Source organism: Pseudomonas parafulva, assembly GCF_002021815.1.
In the GTDB taxonomy this organism is placed as follows: Bacteria; Pseudomonadota; Gammaproteobacteria; order Pseudomonadales; family Pseudomonadaceae; genus Aquipseudomonas; species Aquipseudomonas parafulva_B.
Map to the genome: position 1 here is coordinate 2,585,320 of NZ_CP019952.1, position 23,858 is coordinate 2,609,177.

The 23,858-nt window shown below is 62.4% G+C and carries 22 protein-coding genes; 5 read left to right on the forward strand and 17 right to left on the reverse strand.

The genetic code is table 11. The features are described from left to right. Positions 1 to 20 precede the first annotated feature (20 nt). Together B2J77_RS11545 and B2J77_RS11550 are read left to right on the forward strand one after the other, a co-directional pair. Positions 21 to 1,301: a hypothetical protein gene (locus B2J77_RS11545; protein WP_078478690.1), complete on the forward strand. Its 1,281-nt coding sequence runs from the start codon at positions 21 to 23 to the stop codon at positions 1,299 to 1,301. A gap of 134 nt (positions 1,302 to 1,435) precedes the next feature. Then, positions 1,436 to 3,637, forward strand: a complete 2,202-nt coding sequence (locus B2J77_RS11550; protein WP_078478691.1) for an LTA synthase family protein — start codon at positions 1,436 to 1,438, stop codon at positions 3,635 to 3,637. Positions 3,638 to 3,706: 69 nt separating this feature from the next. Here the strand turns inward: B2J77_RS11550 and ureG are convergent, their stop codons facing one another. From ureG to B2J77_RS11620, 14 genes are all read right to left on the reverse strand, one after another. Continuing rightward, on the reverse strand, positions 3,707 to 4,330 hold the full coding sequence (gene ureG, locus B2J77_RS11555) for an urease accessory protein UreG (RefSeq protein ID WP_027915537.1): 624 nt from the start codon (positions 4,328 to 4,330) through the stop codon (positions 3,707 to 3,709). Between the two features lie 11 nt (positions 4,331 to 4,341). Further along, positions 4,342 to 5,016, reverse strand: coding sequence for an urease accessory protein UreF (locus tag B2J77_RS11560; RefSeq protein ID WP_058605132.1), 675 nt, complete (start codon positions 5,014 to 5,016; stop codon positions 4,342 to 4,344). Then, positions 5,016 to 5,561 carry a HupE/UreJ family protein gene (locus B2J77_RS11565; protein WP_058639348.1) on the reverse strand — a complete coding sequence of 182 codons (546 nt, stop codon included), beginning with the start codon at positions 5,559 to 5,561 and terminating at the stop codon, positions 5,016 to 5,018. Before B2J77_RS11565 ends, B2J77_RS11560 begins: the two co-directional genes overlap by 1 nt. 17 nt (positions 5,562 to 5,578) lie before the next feature. Next, positions 5,579 to 6,064, reverse strand: a complete 486-nt coding sequence (ureE, locus tag B2J77_RS11570) for an urease accessory protein UreE (protein WP_078478692.1) — start codon at positions 6,062 to 6,064, stop codon at positions 5,579 to 5,581. A 10-nt stretch (positions 6,065 to 6,074) separates the two neighbouring features. Beyond that, positions 6,075 to 7,778, reverse strand: coding sequence for an urease subunit alpha (gene ureC, locus B2J77_RS11575; protein ID WP_078478693.1), 1,704 nt, complete (start codon positions 7,776 to 7,778; stop codon positions 6,075 to 6,077). After that, a complete protein-coding gene (locus tag B2J77_RS11580; protein WP_078478694.1) occupies positions 7,775 to 8,092 on the reverse strand; it encodes an urease subunit beta in 318 nt (105 codons plus the stop codon). Before B2J77_RS11580 ends, ureC begins: the two co-directional genes overlap by 4 nt. Before the next feature lie 19 nt (positions 8,093 to 8,111). Beyond that, positions 8,112 to 8,414 (reverse strand): urease subunit gamma, encoded by a 303-nt coding sequence (locus B2J77_RS11585; protein ID WP_003253929.1) that lies wholly within the window; start codon positions 8,412 to 8,414, stop codon positions 8,112 to 8,114. A gap of 11 nt (positions 8,415 to 8,425) precedes the next feature. Then, the gene (locus B2J77_RS11590; protein WP_078478695.1) at positions 8,426 to 9,259 is read right to left on the reverse strand and encodes an urease accessory protein UreD; all 834 of its coding nucleotides are present in this window, start codon (positions 9,257 to 9,259) and stop codon (positions 8,426 to 8,428) included. Between the two features lie 280 nt (positions 9,260 to 9,539). After that, positions 9,540 to 10,454 (reverse strand): site-specific integrase, encoded by a 915-nt coding sequence (locus B2J77_RS11595; protein ID WP_078478696.1) that lies wholly within the window; start codon positions 10,452 to 10,454, stop codon positions 9,540 to 9,542. 243 nt (positions 10,455 to 10,697) lie between these two features. Next, positions 10,698 to 12,959: an ATP-dependent DNA helicase gene (locus tag B2J77_RS11600; RefSeq protein ID WP_078478697.1), complete on the reverse strand. Its 2,262-nt coding sequence runs from the start codon at positions 12,957 to 12,959 to the stop codon at positions 10,698 to 10,700. After that, positions 12,956 to 14,605, reverse strand: coding sequence for a VRR-NUC domain-containing protein (locus tag B2J77_RS11605; protein ID WP_078478698.1), 1,650 nt, complete (start codon positions 14,603 to 14,605; stop codon positions 12,956 to 12,958). Before B2J77_RS11605 ends, B2J77_RS11600 begins: the two co-directional genes overlap by 4 nt. A 131-nt stretch (positions 14,606 to 14,736) precedes the next feature. Next, positions 14,737 to 16,065, reverse strand: coding sequence for a GntR family transcriptional regulator (locus tag B2J77_RS11610; protein WP_058639355.1), 1,329 nt, complete (start codon positions 16,063 to 16,065; stop codon positions 14,737 to 14,739). Continuing rightward, on the reverse strand, positions 16,065 to 17,444 hold the full coding sequence (locus B2J77_RS11615; RefSeq protein ID WP_078478699.1) for a hypothetical protein: 1,380 nt from the start codon (positions 17,442 to 17,444) through the stop codon (positions 16,065 to 16,067). Before B2J77_RS11615 ends, B2J77_RS11610 begins: the two co-directional genes overlap by 1 nt. Before the next feature lie 614 nt (positions 17,445 to 18,058). Beyond that, the gene (locus tag B2J77_RS11620; protein WP_078478700.1) at positions 18,059 to 19,081 is read right to left on the reverse strand and encodes a zinc-dependent alcohol dehydrogenase family protein; all 1,023 of its coding nucleotides are present in this window, start codon (positions 19,079 to 19,081) and stop codon (positions 18,059 to 18,061) included. A 204-nt stretch (positions 19,082 to 19,285) separates the two neighbouring features. Between B2J77_RS11620 and B2J77_RS11625 the strand changes: the two genes are divergently transcribed. The 3 genes from B2J77_RS11625 to B2J77_RS11635 all read left to right on the forward strand — a co-directional run bounded on the left by B2J77_RS11625 (position 19,286) and on the right by B2J77_RS11635 (position 21,298). Then, positions 19,286 to 20,200 carry a LysR family transcriptional regulator gene (locus B2J77_RS11625; RefSeq protein ID WP_058605121.1) on the forward strand — a complete coding sequence of 305 codons (915 nt, stop codon included), beginning with the start codon at positions 19,286 to 19,288 and terminating at the stop codon, positions 20,198 to 20,200. Positions 20,201 to 20,519: 319 nt separating this feature from the next. Continuing rightward, positions 20,520 to 20,879: a type II toxin-antitoxin system PrlF family antitoxin gene (locus B2J77_RS11630; protein ID WP_078479430.1), complete on the forward strand. Its 360-nt coding sequence runs from the start codon at positions 20,520 to 20,522 to the stop codon at positions 20,877 to 20,879. Next, positions 20,837 to 21,298, forward strand: a complete 462-nt coding sequence (locus tag B2J77_RS11635) for a type II toxin-antitoxin system YhaV family toxin (protein WP_078478701.1) — start codon at positions 20,837 to 20,839, stop codon at positions 21,296 to 21,298. Before B2J77_RS11630 ends, B2J77_RS11635 begins: the two co-directional genes overlap by 43 nt. A 93-nt stretch (positions 21,299 to 21,391) precedes the next feature. Here B2J77_RS11635 and B2J77_RS11640 read toward each other — a convergent pair whose 3' ends face one another. The 3 genes from B2J77_RS11640 to B2J77_RS11655 form a co-directional block, all read right to left on the reverse strand. Further along, positions 21,392 to 21,730, reverse strand: a complete 339-nt coding sequence (locus tag B2J77_RS11640) for an SMP-30/gluconolactonase/LRE family protein (protein WP_228385191.1) — start codon at positions 21,728 to 21,730, stop codon at positions 21,392 to 21,394. Between the two features lie 336 nt (positions 21,731 to 22,066). Further along, positions 22,067 to 22,252, reverse strand: a complete 186-nt coding sequence (locus B2J77_RS11650; RefSeq protein WP_058639361.1) for a DUF1289 domain-containing protein — start codon at positions 22,250 to 22,252, stop codon at positions 22,067 to 22,069. 100 nt (positions 22,253 to 22,352) lie between these two features. Next, entirely contained in the window at positions 22,353 to 23,675 is a 1,323-nt protein-coding gene (locus tag B2J77_RS11655) for an APC family permease (protein WP_078478702.1), read from the reverse strand. Positions 23,676 to 23,858 lie beyond the last annotated feature (183 nt).

Genomic DNA, 23,858 nt, shown 5'->3' on the forward strand with positions numbered 1-23,858 from the left:
TCGGAAGGGACGGCATCTTCATGCAACGATCGTTAGCACTCAAAGCGGTTGTGTGTTTGACAACCTTGGCACCCGCCACATCGCTGTACGCCGCTGTAGATCCGCAAGTAGAAGCACTCAAACAGGAACTGACCGAACTCAAGCGCCGCTATGAAGCCCAGCAGCAGGCGCTGATGGTGCTGGAGCAGCGGGTTCGCCAGGTCGAAGAAACCCCGGCCGCGCCCCCGCCAAAACGCCTGGTGCGATCGCCCAGCGAACGGGTCAAGGGGGCCCAGACCGTCGCTGCCGGGGCGCCTGGGACCACCGGCAGTTCGTATGGACAGGCGCTGGCCGCAGACTCCGAGCCTGCGCAAAGCGTCTCCAACCTGTACGACGAGGCCAGCGGGTTCTTCGGGGGTGGCAAGTTCAGCCTCGAAACCGGCTTGACCTACACCCACTACGACACCCGCGCCCTGACCCTCAACGGCTTCCTGGCGCTGGATTCGATCTTCCTGGGCAATATCAACCTGGACCGGATCAAGGCTGACAACTGGACCTTGGACCTGACGGCACGTTATAACCTGGACCAGCGCTGGCAGTTCGACATCAACGTCCCGGTCATCTACCGCGAGTCCACCTATTCGTCTGGCGGCGCCGGCGGTGCCGGGCCGAGCATCTCGGATGCCACGGTCACGCGGGACCCGGAAATCGGCGATATCAACGTAGGTGTCGCCTACAAGTTCCTGGACGAATCCGAGACCTGGCCAGACGCCGTGGCCACCCTGCGGGTCAAGGCGCCGACCGGCAAGGACCCCTATGGGATCAAGCTGCGCGAAGTGGCGGGCAACGACAACCTTTCCGTGCCCGAGAGCCTGCCGACCGGCAATGGGGTCTGGTCCATCACGCCGGGTATCTCGCTGGTCAAGACGTTCGATCCGGCCGTGCTGTTCGGCAGCTTGTCCTACACATACAACCTGCAAGACTCCTTCAGCGACATCAGCCCGCAGGTCGACAGCAAGGTCCCAGGTGACGTGAAGCTGGGCGACTCGTGGCAGATCGGTGCGGGTATTGCCTTCGCGCTGAACGAGAAGATGAGCATGTCGTTCTCGGTCTCCGACCAGTTCGGACGCAAGAGCAAGATCAAGCCCGACGGTGGTGACTGGCAATCGGTCTCCAACAGCGACTACAACGCGGCCAACTTCAACGTCGGCATGACGTTTGCGGCGACCAACAACCTCACGATCGTGCCCAACCTGTCCATTGGGCTGACAGATGATGCGCCCGATTTCTCGTTCAGCCTCAAATTCCCTTACTACTTCTGATGAACGACGCACCGGGCCCGCTTACGCGGGCCTCCTTTTGTGTGCCCGCGCTTTGCACGCCCGCCTTGCCCGGCCTCGGCCTGTTATCATCAGCCACAGTTTGATGACGATTTAATGGCAAAGGAAAGATTTTTGTGAAGAGCCTTTCAGACCCCTCACACCAGCGGCTCGCCGCCTTGGCCGTGTTGGTGCTGGTGCTACCTCTGGGCGCACGTGCCGTGTTGGGCTGGTCCAACCCGCTTGGCTATCTCTCCGACCTGGCCTTGGGCGGCGCACTGGTGCTGCTTTTGCACCGCCGGCCTTGGTGGCTGGCGCTGCCGGTGCTGTTGGCGTGGGCCCTCCTCTGGGTCGCCTCGGCCGAACTGGTCAGCGCGGTGGGACGGTTGCCCACCAGCGCAGACCTCGCCTATCTGGTCGACCCGCAGTTTATGGAGAACTCCACCGGGGGCGGTCTGGCCCACGCCTGGCTGCCTTGGTCCTTGGGTGCCGGGCTGCTGGCCTGGCTGGCCTGGGCGTGGAAGACGCGTACACAGCCTGGCCGATCGCTGCCACGCAAGGCGTGGATGGCGGTCCTGGCGTTGTTCGGCGTGCATTGGGCCAGCCAACACCTGGCACCCTCCGATGCCGAACAGTGGCGCCAATACAACCTGGGCCATCAGCTCGTCTCTGCGGCGGTGGGCGATGTGCAGCGCCAGGTGCAACGCTGGAGCGGCCAAGCGACGCCGTTCACCCCCCTGCCGAGCGCCGGCCTCACCCAGTCGGACCTCAACGGCCAACGCCTGCTCGATGGCCCGGGCAGCGCGCGCAACCTGCTGGTCATCACGCTCGAGGGCATACCGGGTGCCTACCTGCGCCCCAATCGCGAGGCGCTGCACAGCCGCTTCGACGAAGACCTGATGCCGCGCCTGAGCCAATGGGCAGCGCGGGGCATGAACACCCCGGACTATGTCCTGCACAGCCATCAGACCATACGCGGCTTGTATGCAATGCTCTGTGGCGACTACGACAAGCTGGCCAACGGTACGCCCAAGGGCGTGGAGTTGCTGACCCAGGCCGAGCGCAACCAGGCCTGCCTGCCGGCACAGTTGCGCCAGGCTGGTTTTACCACCCATTACCTGCAGGGCGCTGGGCTTCGTTTCATGGCCAAGGACCGCATCATGCCCCACATAGGTTTTGATTCGGTACATGGCGTGGAGTGGTTCGCCAACCGCAATTACCTGGACTTCCCGTGGGGCAAGGATGACCGAGCCTTTTTCGAGGGCGCACTGAATTACGTCGGGCAACTGCGCAAGCAAGACAAACCGTGGATGCTCACCCTGCTCACCGTCGGCACCCACCAGCCCTACTCCGCCCCTGCCGATTACCTGGCGCGCTTCGACACGCCCAAGCAGGCCGCCGTGGCCTATCTGGACGATGCCCTGGGGGCCTTCCTGGATAACCTGGAGCGCCGGGGCGTGCTCAAGGACACCTTGGTGGTAATCACCTCGGATGAATCCCACGGCATCGATGGGGTGCGTCTGGCCTCTTCCTGGGGCTTCAACCTGACCCTCGCACCCGATCAGGCCCAGTTACCTCACCTCAAGGGCGGCACCTACGGGCATGTCGACCTGGCCACTTCGCTGCTGGACTATTTCGCGCTGCCCATCCCGCTGGCCCTTGGCGGGCGGTCGATGTACCGAGACTACGACACCGGTCGTGAAATGATCTCGTTCACCAATGGCATGCTCCGCTACCACAACGGCAAGGGCGTGTTTACCGAGTGCGATTTCCAGCAGCGCTGTCGCCGTTACGCCAGCGAAGGTTTCATTGCCGATCAGGCCCGCTACCTGGACCAGGGCGACAGCGCACTGGGCCAGCAGATGGGGGCATTGGCCGGCGTACTGGACCAGTCGCTGATGCAAAGCCCCCTCAACCTGCGCTATCAATTTGGCGGGCCTTCACCCATCCAGTTGCGCAAGCGCATCCATGACGATTGGGCCGATAACCTGATCGGCGCGCAGTACCTGGAAATGCCCGAGGGCTCGCGCACGCGGGTCAGGGTCAAGGTGCGTGCGCTGGACGCCAGGCACGCCGCGTATATCCAGCTCAAGGCCAAGCAACTGGAGCAGGATGTGCCGCTAGGCTTGCCCGAGGAAGTCAGGGTCACCGCTGACGAGCCGCTGGAGATGGAGTTCGGTTTCGACAACCCGGTGGAGCGCAAGGCCTTCTCCTTCCACCTGCTGGGCTATGGCGGTGGGCAGGTCGAGGTGAGTGACTTCAGCGTGATCACCGCATTGCCTGGCGAGGAGGATTTCCAGGATGAACTGACGCCGGAGCACGTCGCGCACTCAGGCTGATGCGCTGCCGGGTCGCGTCTACCCAGCCTGGCATACCCGCCTGGCTGGGTATTGCCCATCAAGCGGGTGTCAGGTTCGCACGCCCAGCATGCCCCGCTCGATGATGAAGTCGATCACCGCCTGCAACCCCTCCCCCTTTTTCAGATTGCTGAACGTCCAGGGCCGCTCGGGCCGCATCCGTTGGGTGTCACGCTCCATTACTTCGAGTGAAGCCCCAACGTACGGTGCCAGGTCGGTCTTGTTGATGACCAGGAAATCGGACTTGGTGATGCCGGGTCCACCCTTGCGCGGAATCTTCTCGCCTTCGGCTACGTCGATCACGTAGATAGTGAGGTCGGCCAGCTCGGGGCTGAACGTCGCACTCAGGTTATCGCCGCCACTTTCGACAAAGATGACTTCAAGGTTGCCAAACTTGCGTGCCAGCTCCTCGACGGCTGCGAGGTTCATCGACGCATCTTCACGGATGGCCGTGTGCGGGCAGCCGCCGGTTTCGACGCCCACGATGCGCTCAGGCTCAAGTGCACCGGCTTCGGTCAGGATGCGCTGGTCTTCCTTGGTATAGATGTCATTGGTCACCACCGCGATCTGGTAATGGTCGCGCATGGCCTTGCACAGCGCTTCGAGCAATGCGGTCTTGCCGGAGCCCACGGGGCCACCCACACCGACACGCAGGGGTTGTTGATAGCTTTGCATTCAGGCAGTCCTCAAGAACGGAACAAACGGGTGTATTGGGTTTCATGGCGCGATGAAGCGATGGCCAGCAGTGGCAAGCCGCCGCCAAGCTGGTCGTCGCCAAGGGTCAGGGCGTGGTCGAATGCCTCGGGCAAGTCATTGCTCAGCGCATGCAGCAGGGTCTGGGCAGCCTGTTGGCCGAACGGCACCAGCTTGACACCGGCCATTACCGCCCCTTCAAGCCAGGCGAAACCGTAGCCCATGGCCAGTTGCCGCAAGGGGATCGCCCAATGCACGGCCAGCCAGGCCATGCCACCCAGCTGGGTGAGCCCCAGGCTGTCACGCCAAGCCGGAACCTGGGCCAGCTGCCAACCGTCGAGCAGTCGCGCCAGGGCGGCCCCACGCTGTTGCTCTTCCAGGCGCAGCTCTGCCGTTTCGCGATTGGCCAGCAAGAACTGGCACCAATGGGCGTAGGCCTGGGCATCGCTGGCCAGGCAGGCGTTGTACAGGCGGACAAGCACGGGCCAGTCCAGGTACGCCAAGGTGTCCTGGATCTGTTCGCGCTGCCAGGCGGCAAAACCATCTGTGTCCTTGACCCACCCTGCCTCGACTGCCCATTCCAGGCCTTGCGAATAGGTGAAGCCCCCGACCGGCAAGCCGGGGCTTGCCAGCTGCAGCAACCGCAGCAACGCCAGATCGGTGCTCATCAACCGGCCAGCACCAGTGCTGCGCCGGCCAGCAGCCCACCGCCGAACGCTTTCTGCAGCCGTGCATGGCGGCGCAGCAGCAAGCCTGCTGCGTAGCCACAGGCCAGTAACAGCCCGCTCACTGCAACGAAGCCTGCGCTGAATTGCCAGAACGCGCTGGGCGTCGCCTCTACCCCATGCGCCCAGCCATGGAACAGCGCAAAGACCGGCATGGCCAGCGCCAGCAGCAGTTGCCGTGCTGGCAGCAGCATGGCCGCACCGGCCACCACCAGCGAGCCTGCAATCAGGGTTTCCATGCCCAGTACATTGCCGAACAAGTGTCCCCCTACAGCACCGGCGAACATCGCCGCCAATGTCGCCAAGGGCAGCAGCAACGTGCGGCCAGTGAGCGCCGCCAACACGCCAGTGCCCAGCAGCATCAACAGGTGATCCAGCCCGGTCAACGGGTGCAACAGCCCGTCCTGTAGCGGGTGGGTATCGTGACCAGGGTGGGCGAAAGCGGGCAACGCCAGCATCAGTAACAACAGCGCGAACGTCTTTTTCATAGGTAGCTCCAGTAGGGTCAGGAATGAGCAGGCAGGCGCACGAAGGGGTGATCATGGCCATGGGTATGGGGTGTGCTCTGGTAGGCACCGGCCTCAGGCTCGAAAGGCGCTTGTTCGGCCTCCACGGTCAGGCCCAGGCCGCGCAGCATGTCATCGAGCACATGGTCATGCTGAAAGCGCAGCAGGCCAGGCTCGATCTGCAGAGGTACGTGTCGATTCCCCAGGTGATAGGCGGCGCGTGCCAGCAGGTGCGGGTCTGCACACCGCACGGTCGAGACTGCTTCGGCCGCGGCCTGCACCCGGATCAACTGGCTGCCGGTAGCATCCGTCAGCAGTTCTCCGCCGCGCAGCAAGTGCCCCCGTTCGAGCATCAGGCCCGCTTCGCGGCCATCGTCAAGGGTTACCCGCAAACGGCTCTTGATGCGGCTGTCCACATCCAGGGTGACAGTGCCGGTTACGGCATGGGTGCCGGGGTCGGTGATACGACGGGTCAGAACTAACATCGGGGCTCCTTCAGAACAGGAAATAGCGCTGCGCCAACGGCAGCTCGGTGGCCGGTTCGCACACCAGCAGTTCACCGTCGGCCCTGACCTGATAGGTCTGGGCATCGACTTCGATCACCGGTTGCAGGGTGTTGTGGATCATGTCGGCCTTGCGCACCCGTCGGCAGCCGTGGGCCACCCCGATCAGGCTGCGCAGGTTCAACGCCTGATGCAGGCCATCGTCGATTGCGGCTTGCGGCAGGAAGGTCATGCGGGTGGCATGGCGGGCCGCGCCCAGGGCGCCGAACATCGGTCGGTAGTGCACCGGTTGCGGCGTTGGAATCGAGCCGTTGACGTCGCCCATCGGCGCAGTGACGATCATTCCGCCCTTGATCACCAACGCCGGCTTGACCGCGAAGAACGCCGGAGACCACAACACCAGGTCTGCCAGTTTGCCCGGCTCGACCGAGCCGACCTCATGGGCGATGCCGTGGGTGACTGCAGGGTTGATGGTGTATTTGGCGATGTACCGCTTGACCCGGAAGTTGTCGCTGTACGCCGTGTCGGGCGCCAGGGGCCCGCGCCGCTTTTTCATCTGGTGCGCCACCTGCCAGGTGCGCAGCACGACTTCTCCGACCCGGCCCATGGCCTGGGAATCGGAAGATGTCATGGCGAAGGCGCCCATGTCGTGCAGGATATCCTCGGCCGCGATGGTCTCGCGCCGGATACGCGACTCGGCGAAGGCGACGTCTTCGGCAATGCTCGGGTCCAGGTGGTGGCAGACCATCAGCATGTCCAGGTGCTCATCCACGGTATTGACCGTGTAAGGCAACGTGGGGTTGGTCGAGGACGGCAGTACATTGGCCTGCCCCGCTGCCCGAATGATGTCCGGCGCATGGCCCCCGCCAGCCCCTTCGGTGTGAAAGGTATGGATGGTGCGCTCGCCAATGGCGGCCAGGGTGTCTTCGATGCAGCCGGACTCATTGAGGGTGTCGGTATGGATGGCCACCTGGATGTCCATCTCCTCGGCCACCCCCAGGCAACAGTCGATGGCCGCTGGGGTCGAGCCCCAATCCTCGTGCAGCTTCAGCCCCACGGCGCCGGCGGCGATCTGCTCGCGCAGTGCCTCGGGACGCGATGCATTGCCTTTGCCCAGCAGCCCTATGTTGATGGGCAAGCTGTCGGCTGCCTGGAGCATGCGCGCCAAGTACCAGGGGCCTGGAGTGCAGGTGGTGGCATTGGTGCCGGTGGCGGGCCCGGTACCACCGCCAATGAAGGTCGTCACGCCGCTGTTGAGCGCTTCATCCACCTGTTGGGGGCAGATGAAATGGATGTGCGAATCGATGCCGCCAGCTGTGACGATCTTGCCTTCGGCCGCAATCACCTCGGTGCCAGGGCCGATCGGCAAGGTGACGCCTGGCTGGACGTCAGGGTTGCCGGCCTTGCCAATCCCGGCGATGCGGCCATGCTTGATGCCAATGTCAGCTTTGACGATGCCCCAGTGGTCGATGATCAGCGCATTGGTAAGGACCAGGTCCATGGCCCCGGCGGCCAGCATCTGCCCTTGGCCCATGCCGTCACGGATGACCTTGCCGCCGCCGAACTTCACCTCTTCACCGTACAGGGTGTAATCCTTTTCGACGGCCACCCACAGCTCGGTGTCGGCCAGGCGTACCCGGTCCCCTACCGTGGGCCCGAACATGTCGGCATAGGCCTGGCGAGACAGTCGGCTCATGCTTCATGCTCCAAAGGCCCCATGACTTTGCCCTGAAACCCATATACCTCGCGCTTGCCGGCATAGGCGACCAACTGCACGGTACGGGCCTGGCCTGGTTCGAAACGCACGGCGGTACCTGCCGGGATGTCCAGGCGAAACCCGCGGGTGGGGCCACGCTCGAAGACCAGGGCCGCGTTGACCTCGTAGAAATGGTAATGCGACCCGACCTGCACGGGTCGGTCGCCGTGGTTGGCAACGCTCACGCTGACGGTGGCACGGCCGCTGTTGAGCTCGATGTCGCCAAGGGCGACCTGGATTTCACCTGGAATCATCAGGGGCTCCGGTGGGGTTTCAGACAATGGGGTCATGCACCGTCACAAGCTTGGTGCCATCGGGAAACGTTGCTTCTACCTGCACGTCGTGCAGCATCTCGGCGATGCCGGGCATAACCTGCTCGCGGGTCAGTACTTCACGGCCAAGGCTCATCAGCTCGGCGACCGTACGCCCGTCACGTGCCCCTTCGAGCACCGCCGCGCTGATCAGCGCCACCGCCTCGGGGTAGTTAAGCTTAAGGCCACGGGCCAGGCGCCGTTCGGCCAGCAATGCGGCGGTGAACAGCAACAGTTTGTCTTTCTCTCTAGGGGTCAGCTCCATCGGTACTCTCTTCAGGTGGCCCAGATTCGTGGCGGGCAGGCGGACAGCCCCAGGATGGCCGGACGCAGCACCTGCCAAAGGCGTTGCAGGGTGTGTTGCAGGTGTTGGTTGTCGTGATCGAGCAGGCGGATCACCAGCAGCGAGCCGAGCAGCGTCGCGCCTGCCGGGATACCCAGCGCGTCCAGATGCGGGCGTATGGCCTCAAGCGTGTCTTGGTTGGCGGGCGCAGCGCAGAACGTTGCCAGCAACGGATGACCACCGAGCTTCTCCAGACGTCCACCGCGCACCCGCAAGCGTTCGTGCAGGCCGATTTGGTCTGCAAGCTCGATGCTCAGCAGGCTGTCGAGCGCGCCTTGCTCAAAGCGCTCTTGCATGACCGGCCTACCCAGACACAAGGTTTCCCAGGCCAGTAGTCGAGCGCCGGCTTCGAGGGTGAAGCGGCTCTCGAGCGTTGCCTTGGCACCATTGAAAAAGATGCTGTCCTGAGGCAGCCACTCCAGTGTGCTGCCCGCTGCCAGGTGAAAGCGCTGGGTCAGGCGCGCCGTTGGGCCCACGCTGCGGTAGAACTTGCTCGCCCCCGGCATGGTAAGCAGCGCGTGACTACCGGGCTCCAGGCTGATGTCCAACTCTAGCCGGTCACCGGCGACGATGCCGCCTGGCGGGTGCAGGACATAGACGTGGCATGGCGCGCCTTCCGGATAGAATGGCCGCTGCACCAAAAGAGGTCCGAAATGCCGGCGCGCACCAAGGCGGGTCACATCCTCGCGTACGACAAAACGCAATTGCAGACAAGCGCTCCACCCGGTCGGGTCGTCCAATGCTTTAAGCGGCTCTGCGAGCATCATCCTGCAGCCCTTGTAGTGCGTGGCCTGATGGCCGTTGCGAGGGGACCGGGCGGGGACGACTACGCGTTCCTGCCTGACCACTCGATCAAATTCTCGAGGTGGACATAGCAGGGAATGGGCCAATTCGGCAGCTCAGCGGTAGATGCTTGAATCAAAGCGCTGCGCCCGCATTGGGCAGCTGGTTGGTGCGCGCACTAGCCGAGGGCATGCACGAGCGCCATTGAGGTGCTCGTGGGCCTAGGCATGGGGTGGGCTGTCTTGCGACAAGGGACAGGCGTGTTCAGTAGTCGAAACGGTCCACGGCACGCCGACGTTCGTTGTCATCGCGCCGGTCATAGATGGCCGTGGTCTGGATGTTGGCGTGGTGCGCCAACTTCTGAGCGATGGACAGGTCATGCTCTTCGATGACCCGCGTGATGAAGGCGCGACGAAAATCGTGCGGCATGATCTTCACACCGACCTGCGCACCGCGTTGGCGGGCAATGTAGTAGATCGCATGCTTGGTGATGCGAGCCCGGGTGATGTGGTTGCCCCGCCGAATTCGGTTGAACAGGAACGGATCGTCCTCTGCGCCGGCAGGCAAGCCAGCGCGCCGCAGGTCAAGCCAGGCCTGCAGTTTTTCGAAGGCCCAGGGCGGTGCGTACTTGATCAGCTGGTGATTGCCCTTGCCCACCACCTGCAAACTGCGCGCCTCGAAATCCACCTGGTCCAGGTCGATGTCCACCGATTCCGACTTGCGCATGCCGGTGCCGTACAACAGGGCGATGATGGCCGCATCACGAACGCCCTGCGGGCGCGGGTCAGCGGCGCAGACGTCCATCAGTTCCCGAATCAGGCTGCGCCGCAGGTTGCGACCAGGCGGTAGTCGCGAGCCAGTGGCAGGTTTGACCTCGCGCATGCGCAGCAGGTGCTCGTGGTCGATCAGGCCCTGTCGCCAGGCCTCGTTCATCACGCCGCGGATGGCGTTGACGTACAGCGACGAGCTATTGGGCGCAAAACCATCGCTGCGCAGCGCGGCGACCAGCCCTATCACATGACCAGGCTCGAGCTGATGCCACGGCACATCGACCAGGTTGCAGTCCACGAACCCTAGCCGGTCGGCAGCGTCCTGGAGGATATAGCGCATGGTCTGCTGGCTGGAGGGCGCCAGCCGGTCCATGTACTGCAAGAGCGGGTTTTTCGAAAGTTCGGACAAAACATAAATCCTGTAGCCGTGTTGCAGCGCAGGCGGACGATGAGTGCAAGCTACCCATTCTCAGGCCTCGGAGACAGCGCACGGGCCAAGCCACTGCGAACCTGACACGCTCAACCGCCCTCAAATACAACGGATTGTGGAACGGTGTGGCCGCTGATCTTACCGCAAAGGGCCCACCAGAACGAACGCAGGGCCTTAAAGCTGCCTTTTCATCAGTAGCGGCAAAGGGCCCGCGCTGCAGTGTCAAGCAATCGCTGGCGGCCACCAGCCTGGAAACATCTGCTGAACACGGGGTTCGGCAAAGCGCTCGTCGATAAGTACCAGTACCCCGCGGTCCTGGTCGCCCCGGATGACCCTCCCTGCTGCCTGGATGACTTTGCGCACACCTGGATACAGGTAGGCATAGTCGAACCCAGCGCCGAACTGGCGACCAAGCCGCTGCTTGAACTGCTCGTTGATCGGGTTGACCTGGGGTAGGCCCAAGGTGGCCACGAACGCGCCGATCAAGCGCGTCCCCGGCAAATCGACCCCTTCACCGAAGGCCCCGCCCAACACCGCAAACCCTACGCCGCGGCCGCCCTCGACGAAACGGTCGAGAAACGCCTGACGCTCGCCCTCGTCCATCCCTGGGGCTTGCGACCAGAGGGGGATTTGCCCGTGCTGGCGCGCCAGCAGCTCGGCCACCTGCTGCAGATATTCGAAGCTGCTGAAGAAAGCAAGGTAGTTACCCGGAAGGCGCTGGTATTGCTGCGCAATCAGCTCGACGATCGGCGCCAACGAGGCGCTGCGCTGCTGATAACGCGTGGAAACCTGACTTGCGATGCGCACCTCCAGCTGCTCGGCGCGAAATGGCGCGGCTACCTCGAGCCAGGCGGTGTCCGCCGGCATGCCCAGCAGGTCGTGGTAGAAGCGCCGGGGGCTCAGGGTGGCTGAAAACAAGGTCACGCTGCGGGCCGACAGCATACGGGGCGCGAGCAGCCGCGCCGGGTTGACGTTACGCAGGCACAGGGTGGAATAGCGCTTATTGCGTGGGCCGTTGCGCACGCTGATGTCGAAAAGAAAATGCTCGTCGAACAGTTCTGCCACCCGGTTGAACTGCAACGCGTTGAAGAAAAACTGCAGCAGGTGCGGATCGGTATGCGCCGGGGATTGGTTCATCTGCTCCTGAATCAGGCTGGTGCACTGCTGGAGCGCGCGTAGCAGCGCTTGGGGCAACGCGTCACTGGCCTGGTACGGCGCGCGCTGTTCCTTGTGCAGCGCATTCCACTGCCGGTTCAGACGGTCCAGCGCCGTGGTCAGCCCGGCCGGCTTACGTTGGCGTAACGCCTGCAGCTGGCCCTGATCGAGGCTGGCGCTGTACATGTTGCGGCCGCGCTCGACCAGGTTGTGGGCTTCGTCCACCAAAACCGCAGTACGCCATTGGTTGGCCTGGGCCAAACCGAAGAGCAAGGCGTGGGCATCGAAGTAGTAGTTGTAGTCGGCAATCAGCACATCGACCCAGCGCGCCATTTCCTGCCCCAGGTAATAAGGGCATACCTGATGGGCCAACGCCACTGCGCGCAGGCTGCTGCGGTCGAGCATGGGCTGGGCAGCGGCGGCTTGGCGTGCGGCAGGCAGCCTGTCGTAGAAGCCCGCCGCCAACGGGCATGACTCCCCGTGGCAGGCCTTGTCCGGGTGTTCGCAGGCCTTGTCGCGGGCGATCAGCTCCAGCGTGCGCAAGCCGGGCTGGGCCTGGGTATCGGTCAGTTGGCGAAGGGCATCCAGGGCCAGCGCGCGCCCCGGTGTCTTGGCTGTCAGGAAGAACAGCTTGTCCAACTGCTGCGGCACCATGGCCTTGAGCAAGGGAAACAGCGTGCCAAGCGTCTTGCCGATGCCGGTACTGGCCTGGGCCATCAGGCAGCGGCCAGTGCTCACGGCCTTGTACAGGGTCTCAGACAGCTGCCGCTGCCCTTGCCGAAACTGCGGATAGGGAAAGCGCAGCGCCAGTAGCCCTTGGTCGCGCTGCGCAAGGCGTCGTTGCTGACGGTGAGCCCAGGCCAGAAACCGTTGGCACTGGTCGTCGAAGAAGGCCTGCAGATCAGTCGCCGTGCAGTGCTGGGTGATCAGCGTCTGCCCGTCACTGTCGACGTCCAGATACACCAGGGCCACATCAAGGGCTGACAGGCCACGCGCCTGACACAGCAGCCAGCCATAGACCTTGGCCTGAGCCCAATGCAATTGGCGATGATTGTCAGGCTGGCGGGCCAGGTCACCCCGGTGGGTCTTGATTTCTTCGAGGCGGTTGCAGGCCGGGTCATAGCCGTCGGCGCGTCCGCGAACACGCAGGGTTTCAAACTGCCCTTCAAGGGCGATTTCCGACTCATAGCCCGCCCCCCGGCGGGCGACCACGCGCCGATGGCCTTCAATGCCTTCCTGGGCTGTGGGCGACGGCGTGAAGCGCAGGTCCAGGTCACCCACCTTGGCGCTGAACTCACACAACGCCCGTACGGCTACGCTGTAGCTCACGCCGCCTCGCTCCAGCGCACATGACACACCGCGACCGGCAGGCCATGCAGGCGGCAGAATTCCAGCCACCGCAGCTGGTTGTCCTGCAGGCGATCACCTGGCCCCTTGACCTCCACCATGCGGTAGCGGCCTTGCTCCGGCCAGAACTGGATCAGGTCCGGCATACCGGTGCGGTTGTTGCGAATGTCCTGCAGCAACCTCAAAAAGCACTGCTTCAGATGGGCGCCCGGCAAGCAGCCCAAGGCTTGGTCCAGCAGGGTTTCACTGAGCATGCCCCAGAACACGAAAGGCGATTGCAGGCCGCGCTTGGTGGCATAGCAGTCCAGAATGGCCTGCCGATGTGTCCCGTCGTCCAGCCGGCTCAGGCAACGCTCGAACACTTGGCTGCGCCGATGCTGGAAGTCGCTGTCGTGCAGGTCTTGTGGCGCCGACTGGAACGGGTTGAAGAAGGCTCCTGGGACCGGGGCGAACACGGCCTCCCAGCACAGCAGGCCGAACAAGCTGTTGAACAGGGTGTTTTCCACATAGTGAACCTCCCCACCCGCCGCAGCCAGATGCTGTCGCACCGCTTCCTCGACGCCAAGCTCGGCGTGGGCTCTGGGCAGTTCCAGCTCCATCACTTCGACGGGCTTGAGGCGCTGGCGACGCTGAGGTGGCCCGCCGAGCTTGCGCGCCAGGCGCGGCAACATGCGCTCCAGCGCCTGTACCTCGAGCGCATTGGCCGGCGCTGCTGCCAGTTGCAGAGCCAGGGCATGGGCCTGCTCCCAGGACTGTGTGCGCTCCAGTACGCGTACTTGACGAATGCGCGCCTGGGGGTGGGCGCACTGGGCGTACACCGCCATGGCCTGATCCCACTCGCCGTTGCGTTCGCACTGCTGGCCCAGCGCGAACAGCAACCGCGCCCGGCGCCTGGCTAGCCATGCATTGCCACTGTGCAAGCCTTGCAGTGTCGCCAGGATCGAAGCGGTATCGGCGCCCTCCTCAAGACGCTCGGCGCACTGGTGCAGCGCCAGGGCCAGATCAACCTCCGAGCGCTGGTGCAAGGCCCGCGAGTCAGCGCTGAACGCTACTTGCTCGAAGCGCAGCACCCCCAGGTCGGCGAGCACGAAGTCCGACCAGTCTTGATAAAGATTGCCGAAAAACAGCAGCCGAATTCGGTCACAGACCGGCTGTCGACACCACTGCACGATACGCAGCTCACTGTCGGCGAACCATTGGCGCAGCGACCGCGGAGCCAGTTCCAATGCTTGCAACTCGGCCAGCAGCTCATGCTTGGCCGCCCGCGGCCGGCTGAGCTGCGCTGCAAAGCACTGCGCCAGTTCATCCTTGCGCAAGAGCGTGAACAACTGCTCGAGGGTCAAGTGCTCGGGCTCGCACACCCAGCCGAGGCCGATCAGAGGTGCCAAAGCCTGCCCGGTATCACCGACTTCGGCATACTGCAGGCGATCATCGCGAAACAGCTCACCCTTGCGCATGACCATGCGCACCATGATCGCTTGTGCAGGAGGATCCAACTCGGCGAACGCAGCGATGAACGCCTGCTCGCTCAGATCGAGCAGGTCTGCATAGCGCTGCCCCACCCAGCACAGGACCTGGCGGAAGTTATGCAGGTAATACAGGGGATCTTCGACAGAATGGGCAATCACGGAAATCGGTCGGACGGCAGCTTTACGGGGTACTGGTTATACATACAGATGGGCCCATGTGACAAGTGCCGCGGGTCGGGCCGTGCACCTTCGCACCGTGGCAGCACGGCCGATGCCGGCTGGTAAGGTCATCAGGGATGCCCGGCGATCCGAGCCAGTCGATCGACGGCAATCTGTAGCTCTACCGGGTCATCGCCGGTCCAGCCCAGGGCCAGGTGGTGCTGAAAGCGGCTTTGCAAGCTGAAGTGCTTGCCAGGCATGGCATGCAGCGACGTGCCTGCCAGCGCCTTGCTGATGGACTCCCAATGCACAGGCTGGCGCAACCTTGCCCAGATCAAGCCGCCGCCGTCGGGCAAACGCAGTTGCAGCTGTGGCCCGAAGCGTAACGCGAGCACGCGTGCCAATGTTCGGGTACGGCGTTGCAGCGCCTGGCGAAGCCAGGCCCATTGTGCGTCCACCTCCCCTTTGTCCAACATGCAGGCCAGCGCTTGCATGCGTAAGGGTGGCAAGCGGAAAGCCCGTTCGCCAAAGCCTCTGGTCAGTGCACCGGTTGGTCCGAGTACGTAGGCATACGGGGCCTCGGGCCCAAGCACTGCCTCGAACCCACCCACCACCAACAGTTGCCTGACATCCACCCAGTCTCGCTGGCGTATGACAGGCGGGCCTGCGTGACAGAGCTCGCTGTCCAGGTCGCTTTCCAGCACCCATACCCGATAGCGTGAAAGCAGATGGCCCAACTGCTGCTGGCCCGCCGAGGACACTAACCGCCCTTGTGGCGTGCTCAGACATGAGGGCAACACCACAAGCCCCACTGGCTCGCTTTCCAACAGACAGGTCAGCGCATACAGATTCAGATCACCTCTAGTATCCACTGGCACCTCCAGCACGGGCACCCCGGTCCGGGCGAGCGCCTGCAGTAGCTGCCAGCAGCACGGTGAATGAACCAGTACTGTCGCATGCCGAAGTTCGAGCGCTGCCCACACCGTATCGAGCAACGCAGTGAGGTCCGGCGCCACGTGCACATCCTTAGCGCACCAGTAACGGCTGCTGGAATGGGTGTAGCGCTCTGCAAGCGCCTGACGCAATCTCACGCTCCCCGGATCCTGCCCCCTGCCCACGGCTCGCAGCCGCTGACGCGCCAGCCGGCGTTCATGGTTGTGCAAGTTCAGCTCGAACAGCGATGGCTCGAATACCGGCAGCTGCCGGGGCACGATGGCCAGCTCGCTGCTTGACGCACCGTGCACGAAGTAGCCCGATCTGGGCAGGCGCTGAACACGACCGGCTTCCTCCAGCAGGTTATAGGCGTGCTGAACAGTGCCCAACGACACCCGCAGCCTCGAAGCCAAGCCACGCAGCGAGGGCAAACGCTGTCGTTGGCCGGGCGGCGATTGATCGATGAGTGCTTCGATGTACCGGTAGACCTTGCGGTAGGCAAACTCGCGATGCGGGGCCTGCGGCATCACGACCACTCCACGTCACTGCCCTGCGCCGGCAATGGCGCCTGACACAGCAGACGCAGGTTGATGTCACGCCTGGCCAGGTGCCTCAACACGCGAATGGCCGAGGCAGGCAAGCTGGTTTCATACACGGCCCGCAGCTGTGCAACAGGCAAGCCACTGACATTGACGAGCCAAGCCTTCACGGCCTGTGGACAAGGCTCGCCGCGTAAGGCGTAGTGCAAATAGGGCAATGCCACCAGCATGTCGGTATGCCGGCACTTGAGGTAGCGCTCCAAATGCTCACCCCTGCGAGCGAAAGGTGCAAACAGCAGGCAAATCAACTGATCGTGACTCAAACCCAGCACGCCGCCCGCCTGCGCGGCGCGGCCCCGGCCCGGTTTGTCTACCTGATTTTTGAGCGACAATGCAGGCCTGCACCCCAGGGTTTGCTCAGCGCGGCCCTGCAATTGACGCACCTGCGCCAACGCCTCAGGCTCCACGAAAGCCCCCAATGGATAGGCATCCTCTGGCACTGCACACGCATTGCCGAGCATCGATTCGAGTTTCTGCCCTTCAAGCAAGTCAGCCAGAAGCTCATCGATCGCCATGACTCGCAGTGGTGTACGTGCCTGCACCTCCCGGCCTGCCGGCATGGTTTCCTGGCCGCCAGCACCCTCCAGCCGCCGTGACAGTTGACTGAGGCCGTCAGCCAACGCAGCCAGGCAATGCTGCGCCTCGGGCAAGCCAATTTCGCCTGCAAGGTGCAGGATGCGCCGGAACCAGGCCAGAAAACGATGCCGCTCTCGCGCCGGTATTGCCGTGATCATCACGTCGACAGGTGTTTGGGACTGCACGGCCTCACTGAATGTGGTTGCCAGGTCCAGATAAAGCCAAGCGCCTAGCACCCCCTCGGGCCTGGTCCGTGCCAGATGCCCCAACATCAGCATGGCAGTACTGGCCGCAGGGGCGTCGTCTCTGCTGGGCACCCAGTCTCGCGAAAAGGGTCTGACCGCCCGGCCTTGGACCATAAGCAACTCAACGCGTGGATCATCCTGCAGGAACAAGGCATTGAACGCACGCTCGTGAGCTATCAGGGTGTTGAAACTGGGAGCGGGTTGACTGATCACCAACACGCGCAACTGGAAGGTGACCGGCCCGCGTGCGGCGATGCTCAATTGCGCAGCCCGAAGCATGGCCAGTAACCTTGCACTACGGCGGTCGTTGCCATGCAGGACCAATACACGGAATGTCCCGATATATTCAGCACCTCCGGCAGCTATTAGCAATCGCTGAATCAACAACTGCAAGGACGCACGTTGTGATTGGGACATATGATTCAACAAGCGCTCCAGCACTTGCCGATAGATATGATGCATAGCCTGATCGTGAATAGCCGTCACGATATTACCTCGTCCAGTTCATGCGGTCAGTCGATGCACAAAGCACTTGGCATCCACCGGCCCGGGGTACTCCGAAAGGTCGTTACAGTTCACGCACAACGAAGTTCACCTTCACTGTCGACACACATCGGAAACCCTCACCGCATGCCCATGGCACACCGGACCTTCACGCCATTGCCCAGCCAGCTCAGCCCTGCTCATATCACGCTCCTTGCGTAAACTGTCATTGCGCCATTATCGATATGCAACAGAAGAATTAAAGATACAGATCAGGGGAAAAAAAGTAGTCAGCAGTGATGAAACGACAGCTTGACGTTGAAACTTAAAGACTTCAATCAAAGATAAGAGGCGAAATATTTCTGCAACTCGAGAACACTGAAACTTTATGTAGTATCAGTCTTCGTCCATTGTAGGACCTATCCTTTTATAAATTCATGCGAAGGCCCCCTGCCACGGGTCGAAGCGAGTAAACAACCAGGAACAGTCAGCCGTCGCCGGGGATCACGCCGGCGACGGCTGACTGTTGGGAGGAGTATGTGCGAGTAAAGCCAGATGTGGCCGGCAGCGACCTGTAGATGCCCACCCAGTGAAGCGAGCCATCAGCAAGTGGCTTGTCAGGCTGGCGTAAGGTCCAGTACCACGCGCCCGCCGCAAGGGCACTGGTCCATGTACCTATGGGCGTCGACCACTTGCTCGAACGGATACACCTTGATGATCTGCGGCGTAAGCAGTTTGTCGGCCGTGAACTGGTTGATGTCGCGCAATGCCCTGTGCAAGGCCACCTGGTCCTGGCTGATGCCCAATTCAGGCTTGCCTGTGAAATTACCAATACAGTGCACGTAGAACTGAATGTTCTTCTGGAATGCAGCACAGGCCGGGAATGGGGTCTGGTTGCCGCCTTGCAGGCCATACAGCACCAGGCTGCCACGCGGGGCCAAGACATCACCGAGCAACGACATCTGTGGCCCACCCAGGCCATCGAGCACCATGTCTACACCGCGACCTTCGGTGTACTTGCCTACCTGCATCACCAGGTCCTGCTCCTCGGTGACGATCACTTTGTCAGCGCCCAGGCCGAGCAGATAGTCACGCTGCTCGCCATCCTTGGTCGCGGCAAACACCGTCAGCCCAAGCGCCTTGCCCAGCTGCACGAACGCCGGGCCCGCGCAATGACTGGCATCGGTGACCAGTGCCGTCTGCCCACTTTTTGCACGGGCCAGATCGACGTACGCAAAATAGGCGATCAGCAGCGGCGTATAGTGCACGCTCGCTTCGATCGGTGTCAGCACCTCGGGATAGCGGGTGATGGCTGAACGGGGCAAGACGATGACGTCACCGTACACCGGGTGATCGTTGGCACTGGTGGCCGGGAAGCTCGCGACCCTGTCACCGACCACGATGTCGTCGACCGCCTCGCCCACCGCCGTCACCACGCCGGCCATTTCATGACCTATACCGGCTGGCAGCCGTGCACGGGAGGACGCCAGGTTCTGGCGCCAGAGCGCGTCGTACCAGCTGACACCGATCGCCTCGACGCGGATTTGCACCTCACCGGCGGCGGGCATCGGCTCAGCCTGCTCCTCGCAACGGAGCACATCCGCAGCGCCGAACTTGTGGAACCGAATCATGCGGGACATCGCCTACCTCGCCTCGTGAAACATCAATTACCACTGACTCTATCCGGGCTTTACCCATCAGACCAGCCGCGGTCATTAATAGTCGACATGCCTGTCATCGATTGGGCCCTGCATTTTCCCTGCAATTGGCCCCCTGGATGGGTGCAGGTTACCAGCCTTTGGCCTTAATATTCACCCCTGCTCCTTTTCTGGCGAAGCGCCCCGATGAATCGAAACGACTTGCGTCGCGTAGACCTCAACCTGCTGATCGTGTTCGAAACGCTCATGCACGAGCGAAGCGTGACCCGTGCAGCGGAAAAGCTGTTCCTCGGCCAGCCCGCCATCAGTGCCGCCCTGTCGCGCCTGCGCAACCTGTTCGATGATCCGCTTTTCGTGCGCACCGGGCGCAGCATGGAGCCTTCGGCCCGCGCCAACGAAATCTTCGCCCTGCTCTCGCCCGCGCTGGATTCGATTTCCACGGCCGTCAGCCGAGCGGCCGAGTTCGACCCGGCCACCAGCAACGCCGTGTTTCGCATCGGCCTGTCGGACGATGCCGAATTCGGCCTGCTGCCCCAGTTGCTCAAGCGCGTACGCGCCGAAGCGCCAGGTATCGTGCTGGTGATACGGCGCGTCAATTACCTGCTGATGCCCACCTTGCTGGCCTCCGGTGAAATTTCGGTCGGCGTCAGCTACACCAGCGAACTGCCCGCCAATGCCAAACGCAAGGTGCTGCGCCGCAGCCGGCCGAAGCTGCTGCGGGCCGACAGCGTACCGGGCAGCATCAGCCTCGATGATTTTTGCGCAAGGCCCCATGCCCTAGTGTCGTTCGCCGGGGACCTGTCGGGCTTCATCGACGAAGCCCTGCAGGCGCTTGGACGCAAGCGCCACGTGGTCCTGGCCGTGCCGCAGTTCAATGGCCTGGGCAGCCTGCTGGCCGGCACCGACATCGTGGCCACCGTGCCCGATTACACGGCCGATGCCCTGACAGCGGCCGGTGGGTTGCGGGCTGAAGAGCTGCCGCTGGAGGTGCGCAGTTTTGAATTGCACATGGCCTGGCGCGGGGCGCAGGACAATGATCCGGCGGAGCGGTGGTTGAGGTCTAGGATTCAGATGTTTTTTGGGGATCCTGAGAGTCTTTAAAGGCTTCGGGCATGCTTGTTGGCTGATCATTTCTGGCTTTTTCCGGCTTCGACTAGCCACTGACTTCCAGTTAATTGCTCAACATTGGGCATATAAGGGCACGCTTTGTATAGTTTGCTAAGGATGCTTCCAGTCAACGGTCCAACTGTAAGGGGCCGGCGACCACACCTTTACGACTCCACCGCCGAAGGCAATGGTATAAATCATGTTGCGGCACTATTGAGCGTCCTCCCCCCGTATGCTTGAACAGCAGAAAACCAGGATTGACCTTGTAAGGATTATTCCTTACCCCTCAATCAATACATCCGGGAGAACACTCATGCCTGCTATTCACGAAATCGCAACGCTGACCTCGAAGGGACAGATCACACTGCCCAAATCCGTTCGCCAGCTTTTGGGCATTGACACTGTTGGCAAGATTGCATTCGATGTACGCGACGGTGAAATCGTGGTCAGCCGCGTAAAAACCACCCACGAAGACCCTGCCATCGCTGCGTTTCTCGGTTTGCTGGATGCTGATATTCGAAGCGGCCGCCACCTCACTACCCTGCCGGAAGACTTGGCGCAAACCATGCTCGCCAACGCAAACCACTCCGTTAACCTGGACGAAGAGATCGACGGTGAGGTCGCAATCTGTTGCTGCGACATGGCTGGACACTGTTGTTCCATGAAGGTGTGACTCTACAGCTACGCAAATTGCAAGAAGCCGCCGCCCGGGCCGAGCAGAACGACCCGCAAGATTTTGAAAGTAACGCCAACATGAAGCTGTTTCGGGCATTGAGCCATCTGATCATGGAGGCTGTGCCTGCCGACCCAGGCCGTGATGATTTCCGCAAAGGCAACACGCTGGGCACCGTCTACCGACATTGGCGCCGTGCAAAAATCGGCAGGCGCTTTCGGCTGCTCTTTCGCTACGACTCAAGGTCCAAGGTCATCGTCTATGCATGGGTCAACGACGAAAACACTCTACGTTCCGCAGGTAGCAAATTCGATCCCTACGCCGTATCCGAGAAGATGCTGGGCCGCGGCAACCCTCCTGATGACTGGGATGCGCTGACTGCTGCGACGCGTAGCGACTGGAACGAGCCCAAAGCATAAATTGTCAAAACCACGCTACTGGCTTTCCATTTCCTGACTCTACCCACTACTCACGGACACCTGCCGGCCTGCCAAGGCCTTGATGCGTAGGGACTACAGTTCCTTGAAACGGTGGCGCGGCTTTCCGGGCACTGGCAACCGGATGCTGTAGATATTGCCCGCCGCCGGATAGTCCGTGTGCTCGGCCGCCGACATGCCGAATTTGGCGGTGGTAATGAACAGGGTACGCATATCCGGTCCGCCAAAGCAGCAACTGGTGGGCCGTGGCACCGGCACCGGCAAGGTCTGCAACAGCATCCCATGGCGGTCGTACTGCAGCAGGCAGCCTCCGTTGAATTGGCAAACCCACAGGTTATCCTCTACGTCCAACGCCAGGCCGTCCGGTCGGCCCAGTTGCTCCGGCGTCCGAGCGAACACCGATATCTGTTGCAGGTAATTGCCGTTCGCCGGGTAAGAAGCGCCGTAAAGCGTGCGTGCCTGAGTCGATTGCCAATTCGATCATGCGCGACAAGGTAGTGTTGCGCCGTCTCTACCCCGTGACCACCTCCCCCAACCCGGCCATCGGCCTGTACATGAGTTGGAACACCCACAGAGAATCACCGTTGATAGACAGCTTCACTTCCATGCTCCACTTGAACGTCGCTCCTCAGGTCGAGGGGATGCTGGAACCAAGCCGCAAGAGACTATCCGGTTGATATTCGCGGATAGGTCGTCCAGTGAATGGCATCTACCGACCGTTACCTGCTATCAGCCAACCCTGCACACCGCTCAACCCTTCCCTTTCTTCTTGATCTTCTTCAAGCGAGCAGCTGCTCTCTCGACCGTCGCCTTCTTCTCAGAGCGCTTCATGTTTCGCCAGCCTTTAATCTCCTCCTTGCTGCGCCCGCAGCCCGTGCACACTTCATGCTTGAGCTTGCAGCTCGACACGCAAGGGCTTTCAATCTCTTTGGCCATTGAAGAGTTCCTGATGATTGGCTGCACACGTCTGCGCGAGGGCGCGGTTCGCCAGATAGCGGTTGGACATCCAAAGCTCGCACATGATCGCATGCTCCAGTCACTGCCCCGCATCCCCCTCGCTGACGGTACGACCAAAGCCCTTGCCCGCCAGCCAGTGCAACACCGCACCCAATCCCAACAGCGCTCCCGCCCTCAGCCAGTTCTCGAAGGGCTGCTGACCCAGGACCAGCAGGCACGACAGGATACCCAACACAGGCACCACCGGATGCACCGAGAAATGCTCGGCATCGACCTTGTCCTTCTTTAGCACCAACACCGCCACGTTCGTGCTCAAAAAAACGAACAACAGCAAAAGCACGACTGTTTCAGCCAGCACTTCCAGCGAGCCAGTAAAGGTCAGGACGATGGCCAGCAGCGTGGTCGCGGCTATCGCATAACCCGGGGTACCGCGGTTGGGTAGCACCTGGCCCAGCATGCGCGGCAGCATGCCATCGCGGGCCATGCCCCAGGTCAGACGGCTGGCCATGATCATGGTCAACATGGCGCCGTTGGCCACCGCCACCAGGGCGATGATGGCGAATACGCCGTGGGGCAGCCCAAGTTCTGCGTTGTGCACGATGTCCATCAAGGGCGTCTTGGCGTCGATCAGTGCTTGCACTGGCATCACCAACGCAGCGCCGGCGCCGACAGCCAGGTAAACCAGCCCGGCCACCAGCAAGGCCGCGAACAGCGCGCGCGGGTACGTCCGGCGTACGTCCTTGATCTCCTCGGCCAGGTTGGCGGAAGTCTCGAACCCCACGTACGAGTAGAACGCCAGCAAGGCGCCGCCCAGTATCGCAGTTGCCGGGCCCTGATCACCGAAGTCCAACAAGCGGGCAGGCTCGGCCTGCCCTTGGCCGCTCAACACCGCCACCGCGATGATCACCAGCACCAGGCCGCTGAGTTCGATCAGGGTCATGACCAGATTGGCGCTTAGCGACTCCTTGATACCCCGGGCGTTGAGCATGGCCATCAGCACCAGAAACAGGGGCGCCAGCACCGCCGAAGGCCAGTCGATGAACACGCGCAGGTATTCCCCTGCAAACGCCAACGCCAGCCCGGCAGCACTGGTGATGCCTGCCGCCAACATGGCGAACCCCACCAAGAAAGCCAGCAAGGGCGAGCCGAACGCACGCCGTGCAAACACGGCCGCACCGCCGGCCCGGGGGTATTTGCTGACCAGTTCGGCGTAGGACGCCGCCGTCAACAGGGCGAAGAACAGTGCCAGGGCCAGCGGGGCCCAGATGGCGCCACCGGCCCGGTCGGCGATGGCGCCGGCCAGCGCGTATACGCCAGCGCCCAATACGTCCCCGAGGATGAAGAACACCAGCAACGGTAGGGTGATCACGCGTTTGAGTGAGGCAGTTGCGTCGCTGGTCATCATGGCGCTCCATTCGTCCGGGCAATGGCGCTGTGACTGAGCACCTGCGCGCAAGGTTCAGTGCCCTTGCCCAAAGGGCGCGCCAACCCCACCGTCCCATGGACTTAAGTTCCCTGACCTGCGCTGCCATTCGTCGACTAATCGAACATTGCAAAAAACCTTGCTAGCACGGGTTTCCTCTCA